At 50.8% G+C, this 21,141-nt stretch carries 16 protein-coding genes and 1 other annotated feature; of the genes, 6 read left to right on the top strand and 10 right to left on the bottom strand.

Going from position 1 to position 21,141, the window contains the following annotated elements; all coding sequences use genetic code 11:
• Window positions 1-43 precede the first annotated feature (43 nt).
• Window positions 44-1,564, bottom strand: coding sequence for an MDR family MFS transporter (locus tag LDO05_RS18075; protein WP_251376693.1), 1,521 nt, complete (start codon window positions 1,562-1,564; stop codon window positions 44-46).
• A gap of 180 nt (window positions 1,565-1,744) precedes the next feature.
• Between LDO05_RS18075 and LDO05_RS18070 the strand changes: the two genes are divergently transcribed.
• Entirely contained in the window at window positions 1,745-4,183 is a 2,439-nt protein-coding gene (locus LDO05_RS18070) for a M13-type metalloendopeptidase (protein WP_251376692.1), read from the top strand.
• A 137-nt stretch (window positions 4,184-4,320) separates the two neighbouring features.
• Window positions 4,321-4,582, top strand: a binding site (T-box leader).
• 82 nt (window positions 4,583-4,664) lie between these two features.
• Window positions 4,665-6,341 carry a 2-isopropylmalate synthase gene (leuA, locus tag LDO05_RS18065; RefSeq protein WP_251376691.1) on the top strand — a complete coding sequence of 559 codons (1,677 nt, stop codon included), beginning with the start codon at window positions 4,665-4,667 and terminating at the stop codon, window positions 6,339-6,341.
• A 151-nt stretch (window positions 6,342-6,492) separates the two neighbouring features.
• Here the strand turns inward: leuA and LDO05_RS18060 are convergent, their stop codons facing one another.
• Genes LDO05_RS18060 through LDO05_RS18045 form a run of 4 tightly spaced genes read right to left on the bottom strand, consistent with a single transcriptional unit; the run spans window position 6,493 to window position 10,440 of the window.
• On the bottom strand, window positions 6,493-7,305 hold the full coding sequence (locus LDO05_RS18060; RefSeq protein ID WP_251376690.1) for an ABC transporter ATP-binding protein: 813 nt from the start codon (window positions 7,303-7,305) through the stop codon (window positions 6,493-6,495).
• Complete coding sequence (locus tag LDO05_RS18055) at window positions 7,305-8,336, bottom strand: FecCD family ABC transporter permease (protein ID WP_251376689.1); 1,032 nt, start codon at window positions 8,334-8,336, stop codon at window positions 7,305-7,307. The genes LDO05_RS18060 and LDO05_RS18055 overlap by 1 nt, the downstream gene beginning before the upstream one ends.
• On the bottom strand, window positions 8,333-9,373 hold the full coding sequence (locus LDO05_RS18050) for a FecCD family ABC transporter permease (protein WP_251376688.1): 1,041 nt from the start codon (window positions 9,371-9,373) through the stop codon (window positions 8,333-8,335). Before LDO05_RS18050 ends, LDO05_RS18055 begins: the two co-directional genes overlap by 4 nt.
• Entirely contained in the window at window positions 9,370-10,440 is a 1,071-nt protein-coding gene (locus LDO05_RS18045) for an iron-siderophore ABC transporter substrate-binding protein (protein WP_251376687.1), read from the bottom strand. Before LDO05_RS18045 ends, LDO05_RS18050 begins: the two co-directional genes overlap by 4 nt.
• Before the next feature lie 229 nt (window positions 10,441-10,669).
• Here LDO05_RS18045 and modA point away from each other — a divergent pair, with 229 nt between their 5' ends.
• The 3 genes from modA to LDO05_RS18030 all read left to right on the top strand — a co-directional run bounded on the left by modA (window position 10,670) and on the right by LDO05_RS18030 (window position 14,535).
• Entirely contained in the window at window positions 10,670-11,521 is an 852-nt protein-coding gene (gene modA, locus LDO05_RS18040) for a molybdate ABC transporter substrate-binding protein (RefSeq protein ID WP_251376686.1), read from the top strand.
• Between the two features lie 127 nt (window positions 11,522-11,648).
• Window positions 11,649-12,410, top strand: a complete 762-nt coding sequence (locus tag LDO05_RS18035) for a GNAT family N-acetyltransferase (RefSeq protein WP_251376685.1) — start codon at window positions 11,649-11,651, stop codon at window positions 12,408-12,410.
• Between the two features lie 313 nt (window positions 12,411-12,723).
• Complete coding sequence (locus LDO05_RS18030) at window positions 12,724-14,535, top strand: serine hydrolase domain-containing protein (protein WP_251376684.1); 1,812 nt, start codon at window positions 12,724-12,726, stop codon at window positions 14,533-14,535.
• 224 nt (window positions 14,536-14,759) lie between these two features.
• Here the strand turns inward: LDO05_RS18030 and LDO05_RS18025 are convergent, their stop codons facing one another.
• Window positions 14,760-15,413 carry a TetR/AcrR family transcriptional regulator gene (locus LDO05_RS18025; RefSeq protein ID WP_251378781.1) on the bottom strand — a complete coding sequence of 218 codons (654 nt, stop codon included), beginning with the start codon at window positions 15,411-15,413 and terminating at the stop codon, window positions 14,760-14,762.
• Between the two features lie 275 nt (window positions 15,414-15,688).
• On the opposite strand from LDO05_RS18025, the gene LDO05_RS18020 reads away from it, so the two are divergent.
• The gene (locus LDO05_RS18020; protein WP_251376683.1) at window positions 15,689-16,537 is read left to right on the top strand and encodes an SDR family NAD(P)-dependent oxidoreductase; all 849 of its coding nucleotides are present in this window, start codon (window positions 15,689-15,691) and stop codon (window positions 16,535-16,537) included.
• A 194-nt stretch (window positions 16,538-16,731) separates the two neighbouring features.
• Here LDO05_RS18020 and LDO05_RS18015 read toward each other — a convergent pair whose 3' ends face one another.
• The 4 genes from LDO05_RS18015 to LDO05_RS18000 all read right to left on the bottom strand — a co-directional run bounded on the left by LDO05_RS18015 (window position 16,732) and on the right by LDO05_RS18000 (window position 20,655).
• Window positions 16,732-17,289, bottom strand: a complete 558-nt coding sequence (locus LDO05_RS18015; RefSeq protein WP_251376682.1) for a VanZ family protein — start codon at window positions 17,287-17,289, stop codon at window positions 16,732-16,734.
• 15 nt (window positions 17,290-17,304) lie between these two features.
• Entirely contained in the window at window positions 17,305-18,435 is a 1,131-nt protein-coding gene (locus LDO05_RS18010; RefSeq protein ID WP_251376681.1) for a DUF4179 domain-containing protein, read from the bottom strand.
• Window positions 18,422-18,955, bottom strand: a complete 534-nt coding sequence (locus LDO05_RS18005) for a sigma-70 family RNA polymerase sigma factor (RefSeq protein WP_251376680.1) — start codon at window positions 18,953-18,955, stop codon at window positions 18,422-18,424. Before LDO05_RS18005 ends, LDO05_RS18010 begins: the two co-directional genes overlap by 14 nt.
• Window positions 18,956-19,257: 302 nt before the next feature.
• Complete coding sequence (locus tag LDO05_RS18000) at window positions 19,258-20,655, bottom strand: phytase (RefSeq protein ID WP_251376679.1); 1,398 nt, start codon at window positions 20,653-20,655, stop codon at window positions 19,258-19,260.
• Between the last annotated feature and the right edge of the window lie 486 nt (window positions 20,656-21,141).

The raw sequence follows: 21,141 nt of genomic DNA, 5'->3' as shown, positions 1-21,141 counted from the left end.
ATCCCTCCTTAGGGCGGCAGGCGGGAGCCTGCCAATATCTGAATTAATGTACGGCTGCGAATTCTTCACTTTCCGCAACCGGCTCCATTTTACTTTTCGTCATCAGGAATGCTGCAATCAGCGCCAGAACGGCAGGAATGAGACTCCAGGCAAAGGTTGCTCCAATAGAGCTCGAAAGTTCTGTAGTAATGGTATCAAGCAGATGAGGATCGACAGATTGGCGAAACGCCGGATTCAGCAGTGCATGGGGATCGCTTAGGTTGAGGTCAGCCGGCACTGCTACGCCATCCTTGCTGAACGAGTCAGTGAGCTTCGAGTGCAGGCTATAGCTCTGTATAATCCCGAATATAGTAATGCCAAGCGACATGCCAAGCGAACGGTTGAAATTCAAAGTGGCGCTTGCCGCCCCGCGCTGTGACGCAGGGAACGAATGTAGCACGGAAGTACTCAAGACCGAGAAGGAAGCACCAATTCCAAGACCGATCAGAATCATAATTCCTGTAATGGCCAGCTTAGAAGATTCTACCGTAATCTGCGAGAGAAGGAAAAGGCCAATCAACAGCATCGTCAGCGTCCCGACCATAATCGTCCGGTATTGCAGCTTTGTCATCAGAAATCCGCCCAGCGTCGCCGTGACAACGGAACCCATCATCATCGGCAATAAGGTCAACCCTGAATTGGAGGCAGAACCGCCAAGCACGCCTTGCACATAGATTGGAATGAAGATCGCTGCTGTCATGTACGCTGCGCCGCTGAGCATGGCGACCAGATTACTGGTCGTGTACAGTTGGCTCCGGAACAAGCTGAACGAGATGATCGGTTCTGCGGCTTTTTTCTCAACCACGACAAGCAAGGCGGCAAGGACTACGAATCCTGCGAACAACCCGATAATTTGCGGAGAATCCCAGGCATATGTTTTGCCGCCTAGCTCAAGACCAAATATGAAGCAGACCACGGCTCCTACGAGTAGAACGGCACCCGCCCAGTCGATCTTTTGCTGCGCATGCGCTGCCGATTCCTTATAGAACAAGGCAATCATCAACAAGGCAATGAATCCAAGCGGCAGATTGATGTAGAAGATCCACGACCAGTTGAGGTGATCTGTAATGTACCCGCCGAGCAGCGGGCCAATCACACTCGACAAGCCGAACACCGCTCCGAATGCTCCCATCATCTTCCCCCGGTCCTTAGAGGGCACGACATCGAACAGAATTGTGAACGCAATGGATACCATGGCTCCGGCTCCAACCCCTTGCACAGCCCGGTAGATACTTAACTCTACGATAGATTGCGCCATTCCGCACAACACGGAACCGATCATAAATACAATAATCCCAAAGATAAAAAACCGTTTGCGCCCGTACATATCGGACAGCTTGCCGAAGATCGGCATGCAGGCCATTTCCGCGACCATGTACGCCGTGGTGACCCATACGAACTTGTCGAGTCCTCCCATCTCCCCAACGATGGTGCCGATTGCTGTGGAGACAATCGTGTTGTCCATCGACGCCATCAGAATTGCGAGTAAAAGCCCTCCTACGATGGCTGCCAGTCTGTTTCTCATACGCTCATTCCTCTCTTGTACCTGAATTGATTGGTGAACAATCATCTGAGGCTATCATAAGCTACCCTTGTTGACATCTGTGTGTCAGGGAGGGAATGGATTATAGTCAGAATGCAATATCCTTATATATCCAATTATGTTAACATAGAGAGGATGTCAGATAATTTTGGAGGTGCTGTTTTGATAAAAATACAACGTTCCATCGCAATTATGCTAGTACTACTCTTGTTCTTCAGTATGGGGCTCACAGGCGCGTATGCGGCAAGCAACGACCGTCTGGTAACAAGGGGCCAACTGACAGCATTGATCAATCAGACGTTTCAAATTAAGGTAGACAAGCCCAAACAAGCATTCTCAGACGTACCTTCTGGCAGTCCGCATGCCAAAGAGATCGCGATCGCTGTGACTGCAGGATATATGAAAGGTACCGGGGCAAAAAAATTCCAGCCTAACGCCAACGTTACCGGCCCTCAGCTGGTCGTTATCGCCTGTAATCTGCTTTCCTGGAAAGGTATAGAGGCAGGCGGCAAGAATGCGGACATACCGGCATGGGCCGCGCCTTACTATGCCGCGCTGGGCGACTTCGGACTGTTGGACGATCTGGGACTTCCCGCCGGCAACGTCACCGTAGAACAGGCGCAGAAATTTTTGGCGAAGCTGTCTTATGTGGTACAAGCCGCGGCCAACAACAATCCCTACGGGGCCAAGCAGGTTGGACTCAAGGATGACTTCTACGTCTACACGAACCGCCAATATGTTGCGGATCCGGTTATTCATCCCGGATATGCGATGGCCGGCACATTCCAGGATGTCATGAAGAAAGTGAGCGGCACGGGAACCGAGATCATGAAGCAATTGCTGCAGAACAAGACTGCTGCGGCTAACGGGTCCTCCGAGTGGAGAGCGGCCGAGATTTATGAGATGTATACCGATGTACATACGCGCGAAACCGCAATTCAGAAGCTTCGTCCTTATCTGGATGAATTATATGCTGTCAAGGATACTGCGGGGCTGAGAGCCCTGGCCGATAAATATTCGGATCGGTTCAACCTGATCCCGTTCATCGGATTTATGCCTGTTGAAGACACCTTGGGGGATCGCAAGAAATTTGCGGCCGCCTTCATAGGCACCAGACTGGGCTTGGGCACGACATTCTATTATTCTAATGATCCGGCTATGGCTAATGTTCAGAAGGCCTACATTGAGTACATTGAGCGGGTATTGCGCTACAGCGGCGAGAAGGACAAGCTTCCTGAACGCGCCAAAGCGATATTGGAGCTTGAGAAGCAGCTCTCCACCAAAGCTACGCCTGTGGAACAGATGCAAGACCCTAAGGCATTCCTCAAGAAGTCCAGTTGGGACGAGATGAAGAAGGCAACGCCGAACTCGGGGCTGGCTGAACTAGCCATCAAGCGGTATGGTCTCCCAGCCGATATGACCGTCTACTCTCCCGAGCATGACTATATTAAATTCGCCGACAGCCTCATCACGAATCAGAATCTGCAGACGATCAAGGATTTGCTTGCTATAAGCACGTTCCAGGCGTATGAAGCTGCATTTGCAGAGACCACCCAAAGCTTCCAGGATGATCTGATGAAGGCGGCAATCGGTATTGTGCCTGAGAAGCTTCCGGTGGAAGAGCGAGCGGCCGCTTTGGCTCAGGGAATGGAATCGCAAGCGTTTGACAAAGTGTTTGTCAGCAAGTATTTTCCTAAATCCAGCAAAGACGATGTAAAAGATATTGTGAACGAGATTATCGCGAAATACGAGGTTCGGATTAACGCTCTTACATGGATGAGCGCCGAGACCAAAGCCAAGGCTACCGAGAAGCTGAAGAATATTAGTGTGAACATCGGCTATCCCGATGAATGGACACCGGTGCCTTCCTATCGCTTCGCAAGCCGAGCGGAAGGCGGTACCCTGTTCGATGCGGTAATGAGCCAGAAGATCGCCATAGAAGCAGCAGGCAGAGAAGCACTCAAGAAGCCGTATTCCATAGATTTATGGAGTGTGCTGCCTGTTATGACGGTGAACGCATTCTATCAGCCTTCAACCAACAGCATTACTTTCCCGGCCGCAATCCTGCAGGCGCCTTTCTATGATCCACAGGCGAGCCGTGAGCAGAACCTGGGAAGCATAGGTACAATTATCGGCCACGAAATCTCCCATGCCTTCGATGTGAATGGCGCCCAGTACGACAAAGACGGCAATCTGGCCAACTGGTGGACGGAGGCGGACTATACCGAATTCCACAAGCGCACTGCGCAAGTTGCCAAGGAGTTGTCCAAGATTGAATTTGTGCCGGGTCATAAAGTGAACGGAGAGCTCACACTTGCGGAGACGATTGCGGATCTGGGCGGATTATCATGTGTCCTTGATATTGCGGACGACAATCCGAACGCGGACCTCTCCAAGGTGTACGAAGGGTTCTCCCGCGCATTTGCGGCATGGATGCCTGTAGAGCTGACTGTCGGATATTTGCAGACCGACTCTCATGCTCCGAACAAAGTGAGAGTGAATTTTGCCCTGCAAATGCTTGATTCTTTCTATAAGGTGTACAATATTACCGACAAAGACGGGATGTACCTGCCACCGGAACGGCGCGTCTCCATCTGGTAACTGAATGCAAGCAGGCTCATGACAGAGGCACCCGTTCGGGTGCCTCTTGTATTTAGACCGTCTTAGAGAGGATCACAGCCTTCTTTCAAAAAGGCAATTGACAACGGCGCACAGGTGTTATAGCATGACTTTAATATCCTAATACGTTGATAAGGAATAGTACGCTTTTCTAAGCGCTCAGAGAGCTGTTGGTTGGTGCGAAGCAGCCGCGAAGAAGAATGGAACTCGCCTTGGAGTTGCCCGCTGAACCAGGGAAAGTAGGCGGAGCCGGAATCCTGACCGTTATCATCAGGAGGGTATGAGGTAACCCGGTAGGGGAGCTCGTATCCATAGAGTGCATGCCAGCGGCATGAATTCGGAGTGGTACCGCGTAAGATTTCACAGTCTTTCGTCTCTGTTATATGGAGATGGAAGGCTTTTTTTGTGTTATAACTGCCCTGCGATGACCGGGTGCCAACAAATGATGGAAGGATGGATACCTATGAATAACGTTGATAAATACGCCAGAGGATACTTTATGCCGCCGGAGGCAAGCCTGAAATGGACCCGCAAGGAGTATATTACAGAAGCTCCGACCTGGTGCAGCGTGGACCTGCGTGATGGGAATCAGGCGCTGATCGTTCCGATGAATCTGGAGGAGAAGCTGGAATATTTCAAAATGCTGGTGGAGATCGGATTCAAGGAGATTGAGGTCGGATTCCCTGCAGCGTCGGAGACGGAATTCACCTTCCTGCGCACCTTGATCGAGCAGGATCTGATCCCGGAGGATGTCACCATCCAGGTGCTGACCCAGTCGAGGGAGCATATTATCCGCAAAACCTTTGAATCTCTGAAAGGGGCCAGAAAGGCCGTTGTGCATTTGTACAACTCGACTTCTGTAGCCCAGCGGGAGCAGGTATTCCGCAGGTCGAAAGAAGAGATTATCGACATCGCGGTGAACGGGGCCAAGCTGCTTAAGGAGTGCGCGCTCGAGACGGAGGGGAACTTCCAGTTCCAGTATTCGCCGGAGAGCTTTACAGGCACGGAGATTGAATTTGCACTGGATATCTGCAACCAGGTGCTCGGCATATGGCAGCCGACGGCGGAGAATCCGGTAATCATCAATCTGCCCGCAACGGTGTCCATGTCGATGCCGCACGTCTATGCGAGCCAGATTGAGTATATGAGTGAACACTTGAGCTACCGTGAGCATGTTATTCTATCGCTCCATCCGCATAACGACCGGGGAACCGGGGTGGCGGATGCCGAGCTCGGTATGCTGGCCGGCGCTCAGCGTGTCGAAGGTACGCTATTCGGAAATGGGGAACGGACAGGCAACGTGGACATTGTCACGCTGGCCCTGAATATGTACTCGCACGGGGTGGATCCGAAGCTGAATTTCGAGAACCTTCCTACGATCCTCTCCGTCTATGAGCGCCTGACCAAGATGAGAGTCAGTGAAAGACACCCTTACGGCGGTGAGCTGGTCTTCACGGCTTTCTCCGGCTCGCATCAGGATGCGATTGCCAAGGGCATGAAATGGCGCGAGGAGAAGGATCCGCAGCATTGGTCGGTTCCATACCTGCTGATCGATCCGCTGGATATTGGCAGACAATACGAAGGCGATATTATCCGCATCAACAGCCAGTCAGGCAAGGGCGGAATTGGTTACATCCTGCAGCAGAAGTACGGTCTCGATCTTCCGCAGAAGATGCGCGAGCACTTCGGATATTGCATCAAGAACGTATCCGATCATCAGCAGAAGGAACTGCTCCCGGATGAAATCTATGATATTTTCGTTAAGGAATATGTCAATCTGAATGCGCCAGTCGAATTGGTGAAATACCGCATTAACGACGAGGAGGACTTCGAGACTGTTGTAGTTGTGCGGGCTGATGGTGAGGTTAAGGAAATTAAGGGTACAGGGAACGGCAGACTGGATTCGATCAGTAATGCCCTGCAATCCTACCTTGGACTGGAGTATGGCAATCTGATCTATACGGAGCACGCTCTGGAGGCAGGCTCCAAATCGCAAGCGGTCTCTTATATCGGCATCACGGCCTCTGACAGCACCGTATATTGGGGCTGCGGCATTGACGTGGACATCATGACCTCTTCGATAAAAGCGCTCTTTAGCGCCGTGAACCAAATGAGCCGCAGTGTGAATCAGAACAAGTAACTTCATCGGCGTTGCAAGCAAGGGCCATCCCGGATAGGGATGGCCCTTTAGCTTGCCGGTGCAGACTGCATAGGGAACTGCATCCGAGCAGCACAAAGGGCAGGGGCTTCTCAGAAGCTCCTGCCCTTTGGTGGCTGAACGGCATGCGGTATCACTGGTTCGCGTCTCTAACGTGATGACGCCCTATGGGCAGCACGAGAGGAGAACCCGAGATGGGGTCCTCGATCACCGAGCAGTCCAGCCCGAAGATGTCTTTGACCAGAGAGCTTGTAATGACCTCGGAAGGCTTGCCTTCAGCGATCAGCTCCCCCTGATACAGCGCATAGATATGGTCCGCATAACGCGCCGACAAGTTAATGTCGTGAAGGACCATGACAACTGTAGTTCCGTATTTGCGGTTAAGGTCTGTGAGCAGATCAAGGATCTCGACCTGGTAAGTGATATCCAGAAAGGTTGTCGGCTCATCCAGAAATAGAATATCCGTCTGCTGCGCCAGCGCCATGGCAATCCATACGCGCTGTCTCTGACCGCCGGACAGCTCATCAATATGATGATTGGCAAGCTCCGTAATATTCATGATGCGCATCGCTTCGGCGACAGCTTCCGTATCCTTCCTAGTCCATCCGCTGTGCCAGGATTGGTGCGGGAATCTTCCCCGCCCCACAAGATCCGCGACCGAGATCCCTTCCGGGACAACCGGAGACTGCGGCAGCAGGCCCAAGACCCGGGCCAGCTGCTTGGGAGGAATTCGGCCGATGGGCTTCTCGTTAAGTGTAATTGTGCCCGATTCAGGCTTGATCAGCCGGGCCAGTGTCTTGAGAAGCGTGGATTTCCCGCAGCCGTTGGCTCCGATAATCACGCTTATTTGATTACTGGGAATAACAAGACTGACGCCTTGGACCACCGCCTTGTGATCGTAGCCCGAGGTGACTTGTTCGGCCTTAAAAAGATGAGTCGGTTGCATTATAGTTCACCCCTTCGATTCATTCGGATTAGCAAGAAGATCAGGTACGGCGCTCCGAGTAGTCCAGTTATGATACCGACCGGGAATCTGTATTCAAAAGCAAATTGGCCGATCAGATCTGACGCCAACACTAGATTAACACCAACAAGTCCTGCCGGAATGACGCCCGAGAAGCCAGCTCCGGTCAGTCTTTTGGCAATCGGTCCCGCAAGGAAGGAGACAAAGGCTATAGGTCCCGTGGTAGCGGTAGCCATAGCAATCATACAGACAGAGCTTAGGATCAGCACTACCCTTGTCTTGTCCGTGTTCACACCGAGAGAGGAAGCCGATTGCTCGCCAAGCTCCAAGATGCCCAGATGTCTTCCCAGCACGATAACAATAGGCGCAAGGACAACAACCGTGATAACCAGGGGCGGGAGCTCCTGCATCGCGGAGCCATTGAGGCTTCCCGTGAGCCATCTGAGCGCGGCTGGAATATCCTGCTGTGCACTGACAAGCAGAAGATAGGATATCACCGCGTCAAGCATGGCTTGTATGCCAATCCCGACAAGGATTAACCGCCCGACCGAGAAGGTCTTCCCTCTGGACAAGAGATAAATTAACAGGACAGTAGCCAGACCCGCGGCAACAGAGGCGACGGATACGACAGTCCCATTGGCGTGAAGAATGATGATGCAGAAGACGGCTGCCGCGCTGGACCCGGACGTAATCCCGATAACATTCGGGTTCGCAAGGGGATTGCGCAGCATGGTCTGGAAGGTATAGCCGGCCACCCCGAAGGCAAATCCGGCAAATAGTCCTGCCAGCATTCTTGGAAGACGTATGGTATTTACGGCAAAAGACGCGCCCTTGATATGCTCTCCCGTAAGCACGCGGATGACATCCTCAACCGGGTAGATGGTGCTCCCCAGTAAAAGCATCGCGACGCAAAGAATACATGAGAGTGCCGCCAGCAGGCTGGTAACAAGGATCCAGCGGCGGCGTCTCCGGCGACGGCCCGCCATAATAAATTCAATAGATGGATTATTCATAGTGATCGCACTTTCGATTTCATAGCTAGGATAATGAGGATGGGAGCCCCAATAAATGCGGTGACCACGCCAACCTCAAGCTCTCCGGGGCTGCCGAGGAGCCTGCCGCATATATCGGCTATAGTCAGAATAATGGCTCCTGATATAGCGGACATAGGGATAACAAAACGCAAGTCAGGCCCAAGAATAAGGCGGATGACATGCGTAGATAGGAGACCAACAAAACCAATAGGGCCTGCCAGCGCAGTAGCTGCGCCGCACAGTAGAACACCCGCAAGAGCCGATACCAGTCTAAGGGTTCCCGTTCGAACGCCCTGTCCGGTCGCAACCTCGTCTCCAAGTGCCAGCGCATTCAATGCCGGAGCTGTAAAGATCGCGATCAGAACCCCAATGAGCAGGAACGGGGTAAACGTGGCAATGGCACTCCAGGAAGCCGAACCAACGCTCCCCACCTGCCAGAATCTGAATTGATCCATGACATAAGAGCGGGGGATCATGATGGCGGTGACCAGCGAGGAGAGGGCGGCCGTAGTGGCCGCTCCTGCCAGTACAAGCTTAATGGGCGTGGCACCGCCACGCCCTACAGAGCCGACTCCGAATACGAATACAGCAGTTATCGCGGCTCCGGCTAAAGCGAGCCATATATATTGATTGGCGGTGCTTATGTTCAGGAATGCAATGCCGCATACCACGAACAAGGACGCGCCGGTGTTAACCCCTAGTATACTCGGGTCCGCAATAGGATTGCGGGTAACCGACTGCATCAGCGCTCCGGATACACCGAGTGCCGCGCCGCACATCAAGCTGAATACGGTCCGGGATATTCTCTTGCGGACTACGTTAGCCTCGTAAGAATCCACGTTAAGATGGAACAAACCATTCAGCAGTTCATCTATTGCCACCAGCCGGGAGCCTAGGACCAGAGAGGCCAAGGCGCACACACCAAGCAGAACTAGGCAGATCACCAAGATAAGTGTGAAACGTGCCGGGGTGTGCGGCTTTAACCTCTCTTTTCCTGTACCTGAAATGCTGCTCATTTGATCTTGTTAATGGCACCTTCGATTAATTTGAGGTACTCATCAATGGTATAACCGATTGCCAGCGGATTCGGGTTACCGGCAGCTGCCAGAGGTGTACCGTCACCGATGAACACTACCGAGCCGCGCTGGATTGCTGGAATTTTGCCAAGCAGAGGATCTGCCTTCACTGCTTGATATAAGTCTTCGCCGCCATATCCGATCAGGATATCGGCATCGTTAAGAATATCGGCGTTCTCAGCGCTCAGATTCATGGAATAGTTATTAGGATCCTTAATTGCCTTGGTTACACTCTCCGGGTAGACCATGCCAAGCTCCTGGAGGAAAGCGCCGCGGGGATCTGCCGGTGTATAGATATGAAGCTTGGACATGTCCTTAGCTGAGAAATTGACCCAGGCTACCTTTTTACCTTTAAGTTGAGGGTATGCGCTGGCTTTATCTTGAATTAACTTCTCTGTATCCTTGATGAGCTGTTCGCCTTCTGCCTTCATGCCCATGCCTGTGGCATTCAACAGAACCTGCTCGCGCCATGTGGTCAGCCACGGGGTAGTTGGATAGGCTACAACTGGAGCAATCTTGGAAAGAGTATCATAGTCTTCCTGGGTGATGCCGGAGTAAGACGCAAGAATGACATCCGGGTTGGAGTCGGAGATGGCCTCAAAGTCAAGACCGTCGGTATCCTGGAAGATGTTCGGCTTATCCGCGTCCAGCTCTTTAAGCTTCTTGGCAGTCCAAGGCAGAAGTCCGCTGTTATCCTGAACACCGTAATTTGCCGCGGAGAAGCCCACCGGTACAACGCCAAGCGCAAGAGCCACATCATGATTCGCCCATTGAATCGTAGCTACCCGTTCAGGTTTGCTCTCGATGACCGTTTCCCCGAAAGCGTGCTTGATCTTAATCGGATATTCCGTCGTTGTTTTCGGAGTCTCGGCAGCTGCTGAAGCAGCCTTAGCTGGTGTCGATGCAGGAGCTGAACCAGATGGCTGACTGGAACAACCGGCCAGGGCCAGTATCAGTACAACTGAGATTAATAGTGTGTTAAATGAGAACTTTCTTGTGGTATTCATATGTGCACCCTTCCTGATTGTGAGATCTATTTGTAGTCTCATTATTTGATAATGATTATCATTATCAAATATATATTCATCTTTGTCGATTTGTCAATGCAAATTTTGGAATCTTGCTTGTAACCTTGCAAGGGTGAAGTTCCCCTGAGAGGACAAAGAGATGCGATAGCATGATAAAATGGTAGAACAAACGTTTAGTGAGTCATACCCATACAGTTAGGAGGGACCCATGTTACAGAAGGCGAGAATTAGTGTGTTATGGTCCATAGTCTTATTCTTGATGGCGGCCTTGGCAGGTTGCGGAGCACCTGATAATAAGGGGGCACCCAGCGGGGCGGATATTCCAGCGCGGAGTGCGGGAAAGTCCACTGCTAACCCAGCCGAGACCGCTGAATTGGTTGTATCGGCGGCGGCCAGTATGACGGATGCCCTGAAGGATATTCAGCAGGCTTATGAAGCTGCGCATCCTAATATCAGGCTGAATTTTAACTTTGGCGCATCCGGCGCTCTGCAGCATCAAATTGAGCAGGGGGCGCCTGCGGACTTATTTCTGTCTGCGGCTCCAAAGTATATGAAGGCACTGGTAGATCAGCGGTTCATCGATATCAATCAGCAAAAGAAGCTGCTGAGCAACGAGCTTGTGGCTGTGGTGCCAACAGACGGGACTGCAGAAATTGCGAACATGACAGACTTGTCCAAGGACAGTGTGAAGAATATTGCGATGGGGATTCCGGAGAGTGTGCCTGCAGGAGGTTATGCCAAAGAAGCGCTCACACGCCTGAAGCTGTGGGACCCGCTGCAGCCCAAGATAGTCCAGGGGAAAGACGTAAGGCAGGTTCTTCAATATGTAGCAACGGGAAATGCAGACGCCGGATTCGTCTATAAGACAGACGCCTTAACCTCGCAGCAGGTAAGGGTCGCCTTCACAGTAGACCCCGAATTGTACAAGCCAATCGAGTACCATATCGGTATCGTTAAGGCGACCAGGCATCCCAGAGAGACCGCGGACTTTTACACATACTTGCAGTCAAAAGAGGCGCTTGACGTCTTCGTTAAATATGGATTCTCCATTCTGAATTGACCGGGGAGGCAGCGTTCAGTCTCATTATTTGCAAAATATTGCTCCACGTGGAACTTTTTCAGGCTTATTGTCGAATGGGTGGAGGATTATAGCTGGCTCTAACTACATTGCAATTGGAGGTGGGGAAATGGGTTTTCTTCAGATTACCAAGGATAATATTGCGGATGAGCATCTATGCTGCGCGTTAGGCGCCAAATCTTATGAAAATGCCGTGGGCGAAAAGAAGAAATGGATTTCCGAAAGAATGAGTGAGGGTCTTGTGTTCTATCGCCTGGATGAGCGGGCCAAAGTATTTATTGAATATCTGCCCGCCGAAAGCGCATGGGTTCCTGTTGAGGCTCCCAACTACATGTATATCAACTGTTTGTGGGTCTCCGGCAGATATAAGAATCATGGCTATGCCAGACAATTGCTGAATTATTGCAAGGAAGATGCCTTATCACGAGGCATGGATGGGATTGTACATATTGTAGGGAAGAAGAATTACCCGTATCTGAGTGATAAGCGTTTCTTTGAGCATGTGGGATTCAAAATCATGGATCAAGCTGAGCCTTACTTTCAATTAGCGGTTTGGAGGTGGAATGAGCGGGCGGTTATACCTTTCTTTGCTAACCAGGCAATACGGTCTCCTGAACGTGAGGGTGTGTGCATTTATTACACGGCTCAATGTCCGTTCGCGGTGGGTATGGTGGAAGAACTGGGACAAGCAGCAGAAGATCAGGGCGTCCCATTTCAGGCACACAGAATCAATACGAAGGAAGAGGCGCGGACAGCACCATTAGTCTGGACTACTTTCGGTTTGTTCTATAACGGCAAGTTCATTACTCACGAGATATGGAGCGGTAATAAATTCAGCCAATTCCTGATGAAGAAGCGCTCGGAAGCATAGTATAACTGCTAGATAGCAACCTTTCTAATGCTATTAGCTGCGTATTAACCAAGGAAGACATTCATGCTGAACAAACAAGGATATGGACTATGGGCAAGTGGTTATGGCCAGACAGCGCGGTTAAGTAATGATACTGGTGTGTATTCGTTTGGCGGGATGCAGCAATGTGCTGAATGGATGTGCTGAAGGGTTATTCCTAATATCGAAATAAAGAAGCTTAAGATCAATGTAAGAATTTCGACAGGTGAGGGAAAGGCTGCCCTGGTAGACTGAACTTAATTATTTGCAGGTTCATCTAATAGGAGGGCTAATCTTGTTCATCAAATTGAAATTTGCCAGCTGGCTGCTGCTTGCAGCGTTGTTATGCTCCGTAGTTCCAGCTTCCGTAAGTGCGTCCGCTCCAGATAAGCCAGAGCTTGAGGCTTTCCTGGATGAATTCATGAACAGCAAGATGAAGCAGTATCCTGTGCCCGGTGCCGTGGTGTCCGTGGTGCAAGGCGGCCAGACTGTCCTGATGAAGGGGTATGGGTATGCCAATCTGGAGCAGAAGATGGCCGCCGATCCTCACAAGACAATCTTCCGTGTGGGGTCGATCTCGAAGTCGGTCACTTCTACAGCGGTTATGCAGCTGGTTGAGGAGGGGAAGATAGACCTTCATAAGGACATTAAGCAGTATGCTCCGGATCTTAAGCTATCTTATATCGATCATAGTCCGATTACGATGCATCATCTGCTGACCCATACGGCAGGCTTTTGCGAATCTATCTATGCCGTAGGACGTGATAAGGATCAGCAGATACCGCTTGAGGAAGCGGTTAAGGCAGGGCTGCCCGGTCTCTGCCGGAAGCCGGGTGAACAGATTGCCTACAGCAATCAGGGTATGTCCTTAGCCGGTTACCTGGTCCAGAAGATAGAAGGCAAGCCATTTGAGGAAGTGATCCGTGATCGTCTCTTCAAGCCGCTCCAGATGAATCACTCCAGCTTTCACTTTGAAGAATCGGATCCTAATTTGGCCAAGAGTTATTCCTATGAGAATGGGAACTATAAGGCGGCTCCTTACTCCTATATACACTACCTCCCTTCGGGAGCCTTGAACTCAACGGCAGAGGACATGACGCATTTTATGATTGCCCATCTCCAGGAAGGGCAGTATGAAGGAAGCCGTATTCTCTCGAACAAGGCAGCCAAGCTGATGCATGAGACGCAGTTCACCCCGAATAAGAGCATGCCGGGGATGGCTTACGGCTTCTATGAACGTAATCAGAATGGTCTAAGGCTGATCGAGCATGACGGCGGTATTGATGGATTTGAGTCATACATGTATCTGCTTCCTTCCGAGCGTACCGGGATTTTCATATCGACCAACTCCGGGGAAGGAATTAATATCATCGAGCAGCTTATCGGCGCTTATCTGGACAGGTTCTATCCTGACAGCCATAAGGTCACGCAGGCCGCGAATCCCACAACCGTCCAGGAACTAAAAAGCGTGGAGGGATATTATGTTCCCAATCGGGCACATCTTCGCGGTCCGTTCAACTTCGCCCAGAATTTGTCCGCGGTTCACGTGAAGGCGGTAGAAGACGGTGTGATTACAATGAAAGATCAGCGCTATCTGCAGATTGAGCCCAACCTTTTCCGGAATGAGAGTTCTCAGGAGCTAATCTATGTGGATCGTGAGCAGCATACGCTGGCGTTAAGCTCCATTCCTACGATGATATACGAGCGCCAGAACTCGCCAATCTATCATCCTGCTTTAAATATAGGTATCCTGCTTGGTTTGGCCCTCATCTATCCTTTGCAGGTGATTGTTGCTCTGATCTTAGGGCTGATAGGGCTTGTGCGTCGTAAAAGGGTCCGTATCGATTGGTTCAGCACACTGGTCTCTGTCTTATTCATCGTCTATTTCCTGTTCGTCATCTCTACTCAGGAGCTGTTCGTCCACAGGATACCTCAGTGGTCATTTCTCTTGATCTACCTGCCGGTCTTCCTGGTATCTGTCTTGATCGTGAGACTGCTGACAAGCTTAGTCCGCAAGCGGAGAGTAACCGTGCTGCAGTATCTTTTCCTGGCTGCAACTGCAGCCTTTGTCATCTATTTGTACAGCTGGAGCTTCTTTAGCATCTAACTTAATCAGAGATTCGACGACAAACAAAAGTGGCTGACGGAGTACCGTCAAGCCACTTTTGTTTGTCGTTCGGGGATGATCTGGGAAGGATACAAGCCGAAGGCTTATTTCTGGCACCCATTGACCACCTTCATCCTTAATCTTCATATGTCCATTACAGAGAATGAGATACATCCTCCCAGACCGCAGTGGGTTACCGGATAGTCTCTGATCGTGGACGCGCACTAGTGATCTGGCAGCAATGAACTGACGATCATGGACAAAGTCTGCTTATATACGGCATGAGCCATGTGCGCATCTCCCAAGTGTCCACCCATATATAGATGAATAACGCCGTGGAGCGAAGACCAAACCGCCCGTACAGCGGATTCCGTATCATATTGGGCGGGGATTCGTCCTTGCTCTTGTGCATGACTGATCAAGGTCAGCAGCTGCCGCATGGCGGTTACGGTCCCCTTCAGGCTGTCCTCATCCGGTTTGAAGTCTGCGAAGGCTCCTCCGAACATCAGCTTATAATAGCTGGAGTAACGCTGCCCGAATTGCCAGAAGGCCTCCCCTAAATTCAGTAAATGCTGCGCGGGATCAGCGGCTTGCGGTGTCTTCTCCAATTCGTTGGCGAGAAGCTTGCAGCCTTCCAGATACAACTGCTGAGCCAGGCCCTCTTTATTGACAAATAAGCTATAGATGATTTTTGTCGAGCAGTCCATTTTTTGCGCTACTTTACGCACTGTAACGGCTTCGGGTCCTTCTTCCTGCAAGAGCGTGGCGGCTGCGTCGACAACAAGCTTGCGCAGCGCTTCGATATTCTCTAAGCGAGCCTCTTTATAAGTTTTTAACACTCGTGTGGCCGTATTGACGGAGTTATCCTGGTCTTTCATCATCGTCACCTTCGGTTATTATGTTATCGTTAGGAAACAGAGTTTCTAAGTTTCTTACAGAGAATCTTATACAGCGAAGGAGTTATTGTCAATGTGACGATAGGGTTACTTTATTCATATTGACTTTTAAACACCGCCTGATTACAATGATCTCAAATGGAAACAGTGTTACCGAATGATAAAAACATGCTTTTGGCAATGGAGGCGGCCTTTCAATATTCTATTGGTAACATCGTTTCTTGTACATAACTATGTAATTTGGGGGGGCTAACATTATGAATTTTCAAGGGAAATGGGCACTCGTCACGGGAGCTTCTTCGGGTATTGGGGAACAATTCGCGAGACAGCTAGCCAAGCAGGGCAGCCACTTGGTACTCGCAGCCAGGTCGCTGAACAAGCTTGAGAGTCTGGCATCAGAGCTCAAGACGAAGTATGCGATTCAAGCGAAGGTGGTGTCTATAGATCTTTCACAAGAAGGGGCGCCTAGCGAATTATATCACCAGTGTAAGCGGTTAGGTGTGGACATCGAACTGTTGATTAACAATGCCGGCTTTGCTACACATGGCTTTTTTGAACAGGTGTCAGGTGAACGTCAGCATGAGGAAGTGATGCTCAATGTTGCCGCTGTTGTAGATCTGACCCACTTATTCTTACCGGATATGCTGCGCAGAAGCTCAGGTACAGTGATCAATGTGGCTTCAACTGGAGGATTTCAACCGCTTCCCTATATGGCTGTATATGGGGCAACGAAGGCCTTCGTCCTGTCGTTCACTAAGGCGTTGTGGTGGGAGAACCGTGACCGGGGTATCCGATTCTTCGCACTGTGTCCTGGTGCAACGGATACCAGCTTCTTTAATGTTGTTGGCACGGAAGATGCGTCTGTCGGCAAGAAAGATACGCCGGAAAGAGTCGTAGAGGCCGCGCTTCGCGCGCTGATGAAAGGGAAATTCTACGTCGTTCCAGGTGTGCAGAATTATATCGGGGCACAGTTGTCGCGATTTCTAACACGTAAGCAAGGCCTGCGTCTTGTTGGAGGCATGCTTCGTCCTAGCGGAGGATCCGGCACTAACCCTTATAAAAATATTGGGGATCAATCGGATCTTGCAGAACGAACAATCCGGTGAATGCTGCTCAACCCGGGAGGCCTGTATCGGGTTCCTGATCCGGGATGATCAATCACTATGGTGATCGAATTGTGCGGCTGGGGATCTCATGTGTCTCGCTCAATCACAAGTTCAATGACAAAAGTGGCTGACGGTGTACCGTCAAGCCACTTTTGGCGTTGGGGGATGATCTGGGAAGGATACAAGCCGAAGGCTTATTGCAAACGCAGCCTGGACGCGCGGTGTTCCATCCAGTTCCATTGCATCAGCTTGCTTAGTAGAATACAGCCTAGCACGCCTCCAAGCGTGTTGGCGATCAGATCGTTAATATCCGTGCTTCTGCCACTGCCGAGCGTAATTCGGATCAATAGCTGAACCAGCTCAATGGAGAGACTCAGGAACAGGGCAAGCTTCGCTGTCCTGGCCACGCTGCTGTACATCCTGGAGTTCAAGAGCGGGAGATACATTCCCAGGGGTACGAACATGACGATGTTCAGGACAAAGGTTCTAATATCAAGTGTTAATAAAGGGATATAATTCACAGTGCTATACCACGGTGTCAGGTTGGCATAGCGGCCGATATTCACCTCGATTGGAAAGAACACCAGATGGAGAACCGCCATCAGATAGAGGCTGAACGTGATTAGTAAGACGAGCTGCGGTACGGTCAGTCTCCACCTTTTATATTTGTACAGACCATATAAGGCGATTAGAGCTAGAACGAACAAGGGAATCAGCACGTACCCGGATTGCAGGGTGAATCGTATGTCCATAGATAGGGATCTCCTTTAAGATTGCGGCAGCTCGATCTTGACTTCCAGCTCCCGGATATATTGATCCTCCTGTACATCCTCCGAGAAATCATCCTTGATAACGAAAGGCTTCACAATCAGATACTTGCTGTTGTGTGTCTCCGGGGCTGAAGCATACAGGCTGTCAAAATTCAGTTGGTTCGCTTGATATTCTCCTTCTCCATTAAGCGCGGTCAGCCTGCGGCCTTGATCATCAACCACAGCGATGCCAATATGACGGAGCCGGTCTTCGTCCTGCAGAGTCAGGTCCTTCACCTGATTCAGGGCAATCGATGTAGTCAGGCGGGTGGTTACAGGTGTGGCCTGAAGGTCTTTGACTGTAACGGTCAGCTCGTCATTAGCCGCAGAGACATTCGGATGCAGCTTGGCCATGTGTGATGCGGTCTTGTGGAAAGGAATTTCCAATTTGAATTCATGGTCGATTCCATCCAGGGTTAAGGCTACTTGTGCCTGAAATGAATCCGGGGTGGAGCTTGCACCGGTCGTATCCAGTACCTGCTCAAAGATTAACATGTTCGGGTGTGCCTCTCCCGCACCGCTGTAGAATGTGCCCTTCAGGATTGAGCCCGGATCACCCTGCCGCTTCCCATCTACAGTTACGAACACATTATCTACAGCGCTGCTAAGCTTCACGATGTCCCTTCCGTTATCATATTGGCCGTTGTCCAGATTCGGAGCCGTCACGTTCACGAGGAACGCAGCCCGGCTTCCGTCGAAGACGGTCTCTGTGACCTCAAGCTTCACATCCTTGTGAGAGACATGGCTGTTCACGGTCTTGGCGAGTCCGGTATCTCCGGCATTTCGAAGTCCTGTATCACCCTTGATCGAGCTGAAGATGCTTCCTATCACAGGGATCTGTCTCAATGAATCCGCCATGACGGGGGATACAAATCCGGAGGCGAAGAGAGCGGCGCCAAGGATTCCCGCAGCGGCGGCGGCACGGGTTGTCCGACGCAGCGGTGAGCTTGGCCGTCTGCGGTTCTGCTTCATGGTCTGTTCTGGAAGCGAGGCGTAGGTCTCATCCAGACGCAAGCGGACAAGTGGGGAGATAGCCACCTCATCTGGCTTCAATTCTTTCAATTCCTGTTCAAGTTTAGATCGGTCCATAATTCATCTTCCCTTCACGTAGAATTTTAAAATATTTCAGAAGTGTCTCGCGCGCTCTGGACAGGCGCATCTTGACCGCGCTCTCCGAGATGTTAAGAATACCCGCCACCTGCCGTGTTGGCAGGTCTTCGAAGTAATGGAGAATTACAACGATACGCTGCTGCTCATCAAGCCGGTCAACCGCTTCCCTAAGATCGACATTGTCGTATTCGGCAGACGGGGAAGAGGATACGGGAACCTCCGCATATACGACCGTGCGGGAGCGGCCTGCGAGAAGGGTATGGCATTCATTGATCAGAATCCGGAAGATCCAGGTTTTGAAAAATTTCGGCTCGCGGAGCGTATGAATCGATTTATATGCCTTCAGGATCGTCTCCTGCAGGGCATCCGCCACATCCTCGTCCTTGCCTACGATGGATTTGGCCATATAATGCAGCGAATTCTCCAGCTGTCTGATTAGCTCAATGAATGCATTACGGTCGCCGGTGATCGCTTGAACCACAAGTAGAGTAGGGTCCAATCTGCTGCACTCCTTTCTGGTTGTCTTTTTGTATATACTAGTTTGACTGGCGGGATCGGCATTTGGTCACATTTAATTTAATTTAATTTCTCTAATGAATATTATATTAAAAGCCCCTCCGAATCCTTTTGGGAAACGGAAGGGCTTGAAAGTAATCCTTTCTTATTTGGAACTTGGCTAACCTCACCAAGCTAGTGAAAGAACCTCCGAGAAAATACTCCAACCCCCTAATTTCCAATACTGATTCGGGAGGTTGGAGTATTTGTTCTGCCTAGTAACGATCCGGGATCTATCAGCCCCGGTTATTTTGCGCTGCGGTTCACCAGCTGCCTAGGATTCGCGCCGTTGCCGGATTCCAGCTTGCTCGCAGGCCCGTTCGCGATCTGATCCCAGCTTACTAGCTTGAAGTTCTGGTTCAGCTCCTTGCCACCGTGCATATTGGAATCATCCTGGGATACGAAGACCCCGTTCGGATACCTGTCTCCAAGGTTCACACCCAGCACATCAATGCCATCGGTCTCACTGGTACCATCGATCTGATCGCCATCTCCAATGGTGAAATTGCTTATGTAGGCGTTGTCCCCGGTGCGGTTATAGATAGCGTAGCTGTTGCTGCCTTGGCTGGAAGCGATCAAGTAACCGGCGCCATCCTTGCCATAATAGAGGGTCAGTCCCTCGATGTCGTCCTGCAGGCGGCGTCCATCTGCAATATCGATGGTCAGCTTCGGCTTAGCGGAGCCGTCCGGCTCTGCATCGTATTTCCAGATGGCCACATCTTCTTCGGCAATATAGAGGTTGCCATACTCGTCATCAGCTACCATGCCTTCGGATTGGGAGGACAATTGGAATTCGCGGACCAGCTTACCGGCGATTTTGCCGCTGCCGTTATCCGTAAGCTCATACTGCTCGAATTCGCCTTCTTTGCCCAGCACGAGAGCATAGAACTTCCCGGTCTTCAAGCTGTGGTACAGGCTGAATCCGTAGACTTCACCCATCTTGGACTTGATTGGCTCAGCCACTACACTCTTAAGCTCACCGGTTGCGCCAGTGATTGTAAAGACATCAATCGTGTTCGTTGACCGGTTCGTTGCCGCTACGATATCGACCTTCTGGCCGCCTAGCGGGAAGTCATAACGGAGATCGATGTTGTTCATTTTGCCGACCGGATAGGATTGCAGCTGCTTGCCGTTCATATCATAGACAAGAATGCCTCCGGCTTTGTTCGTGGCGACAAGCTTGCTTCCGGCAGGATTCTGCGGGTCCAGCCAGATCGCCGGGTCATCAGCCGCATCTTCACCGGACTTGGAGTCCACCGCTTCCGTCTCACCCTGGGCCTTCACGGTGAACGTAGGAATCGCATCCTTGGCATCCCGGTACTTATTGTTCTCCGCGATGATGCTTTGAAGTAGTGATGCCGGAATGAGCGTCTTCCCGTTCACCAGCTTCACCGGCAGGGATAGCTCAGCTTCCTTACCCGCCAGGCGGTATTTCGCTTCATCCACGGTGACGAGTCCTGAAATGCCATTGGACAGCTTGAAGGAAGCGGCTCGGTCCTCCACGTCCCAGCTAATGCTGGCCCCGATCTTCTCAAGGGATTGGCGTAGACCGACGTAATCCGCAGTATTTGCGGCAGCGCTCGCGGCAGGCACCATCATACCTGCGAGTATAGTGGAAGCGAGCAGAACTTTAACTTTAGACATATGGACGTAAACTCCTTTATACTTTTTTCACAAGTATAGAAGGGAAGTGTTCTCATAATGTATGAGAAGTGTTAAAAATATAGACTGGGACGTCTACTATCACTGTGTAATCTGTTATCACCTCTCCAATATATTAAGCCCCCTGTAAAAGCAGGGGGCTTCTATATATAGCTATGAATCCAGTTCTGCGGCTGCTGTAACCTTGCGTTTGTGTCGGTTGCCCAGCTTGGTTAAGTAATAAGTGAGCAATTTGGGCGATTTTATAACCACTTAACTTACGCAAGCTTTGAGCGTAGACAGTACTCTAAGGCACTTTTAACCTGGTAGGGTGCTTCTTGTGCTATGTGTTAGTGTAACCGTTAAGGATATGGAACTTGTAAGGATTACTTACAAGTTGGGGTTGTTGCTCGTTCGGGAGAGAATCTATCTGTCTAGTATTAGAAGTGTATCGGAGAACAGCAAAAAAGCACTAACCTTAAAGGTTGG

It is taken from the genome of Paenibacillus sp. YPG26, assembly GCF_023704175.1.
Taxonomy (GTDB): domain Bacteria; phylum Bacillota; class Bacilli; order Paenibacillales; family Paenibacillaceae; genus Fontibacillus.
The sequence above is the reverse complement of the archived record's forward strand: the minus strand, read 5'-3'. Positions and strand labels throughout refer to the sequence as shown.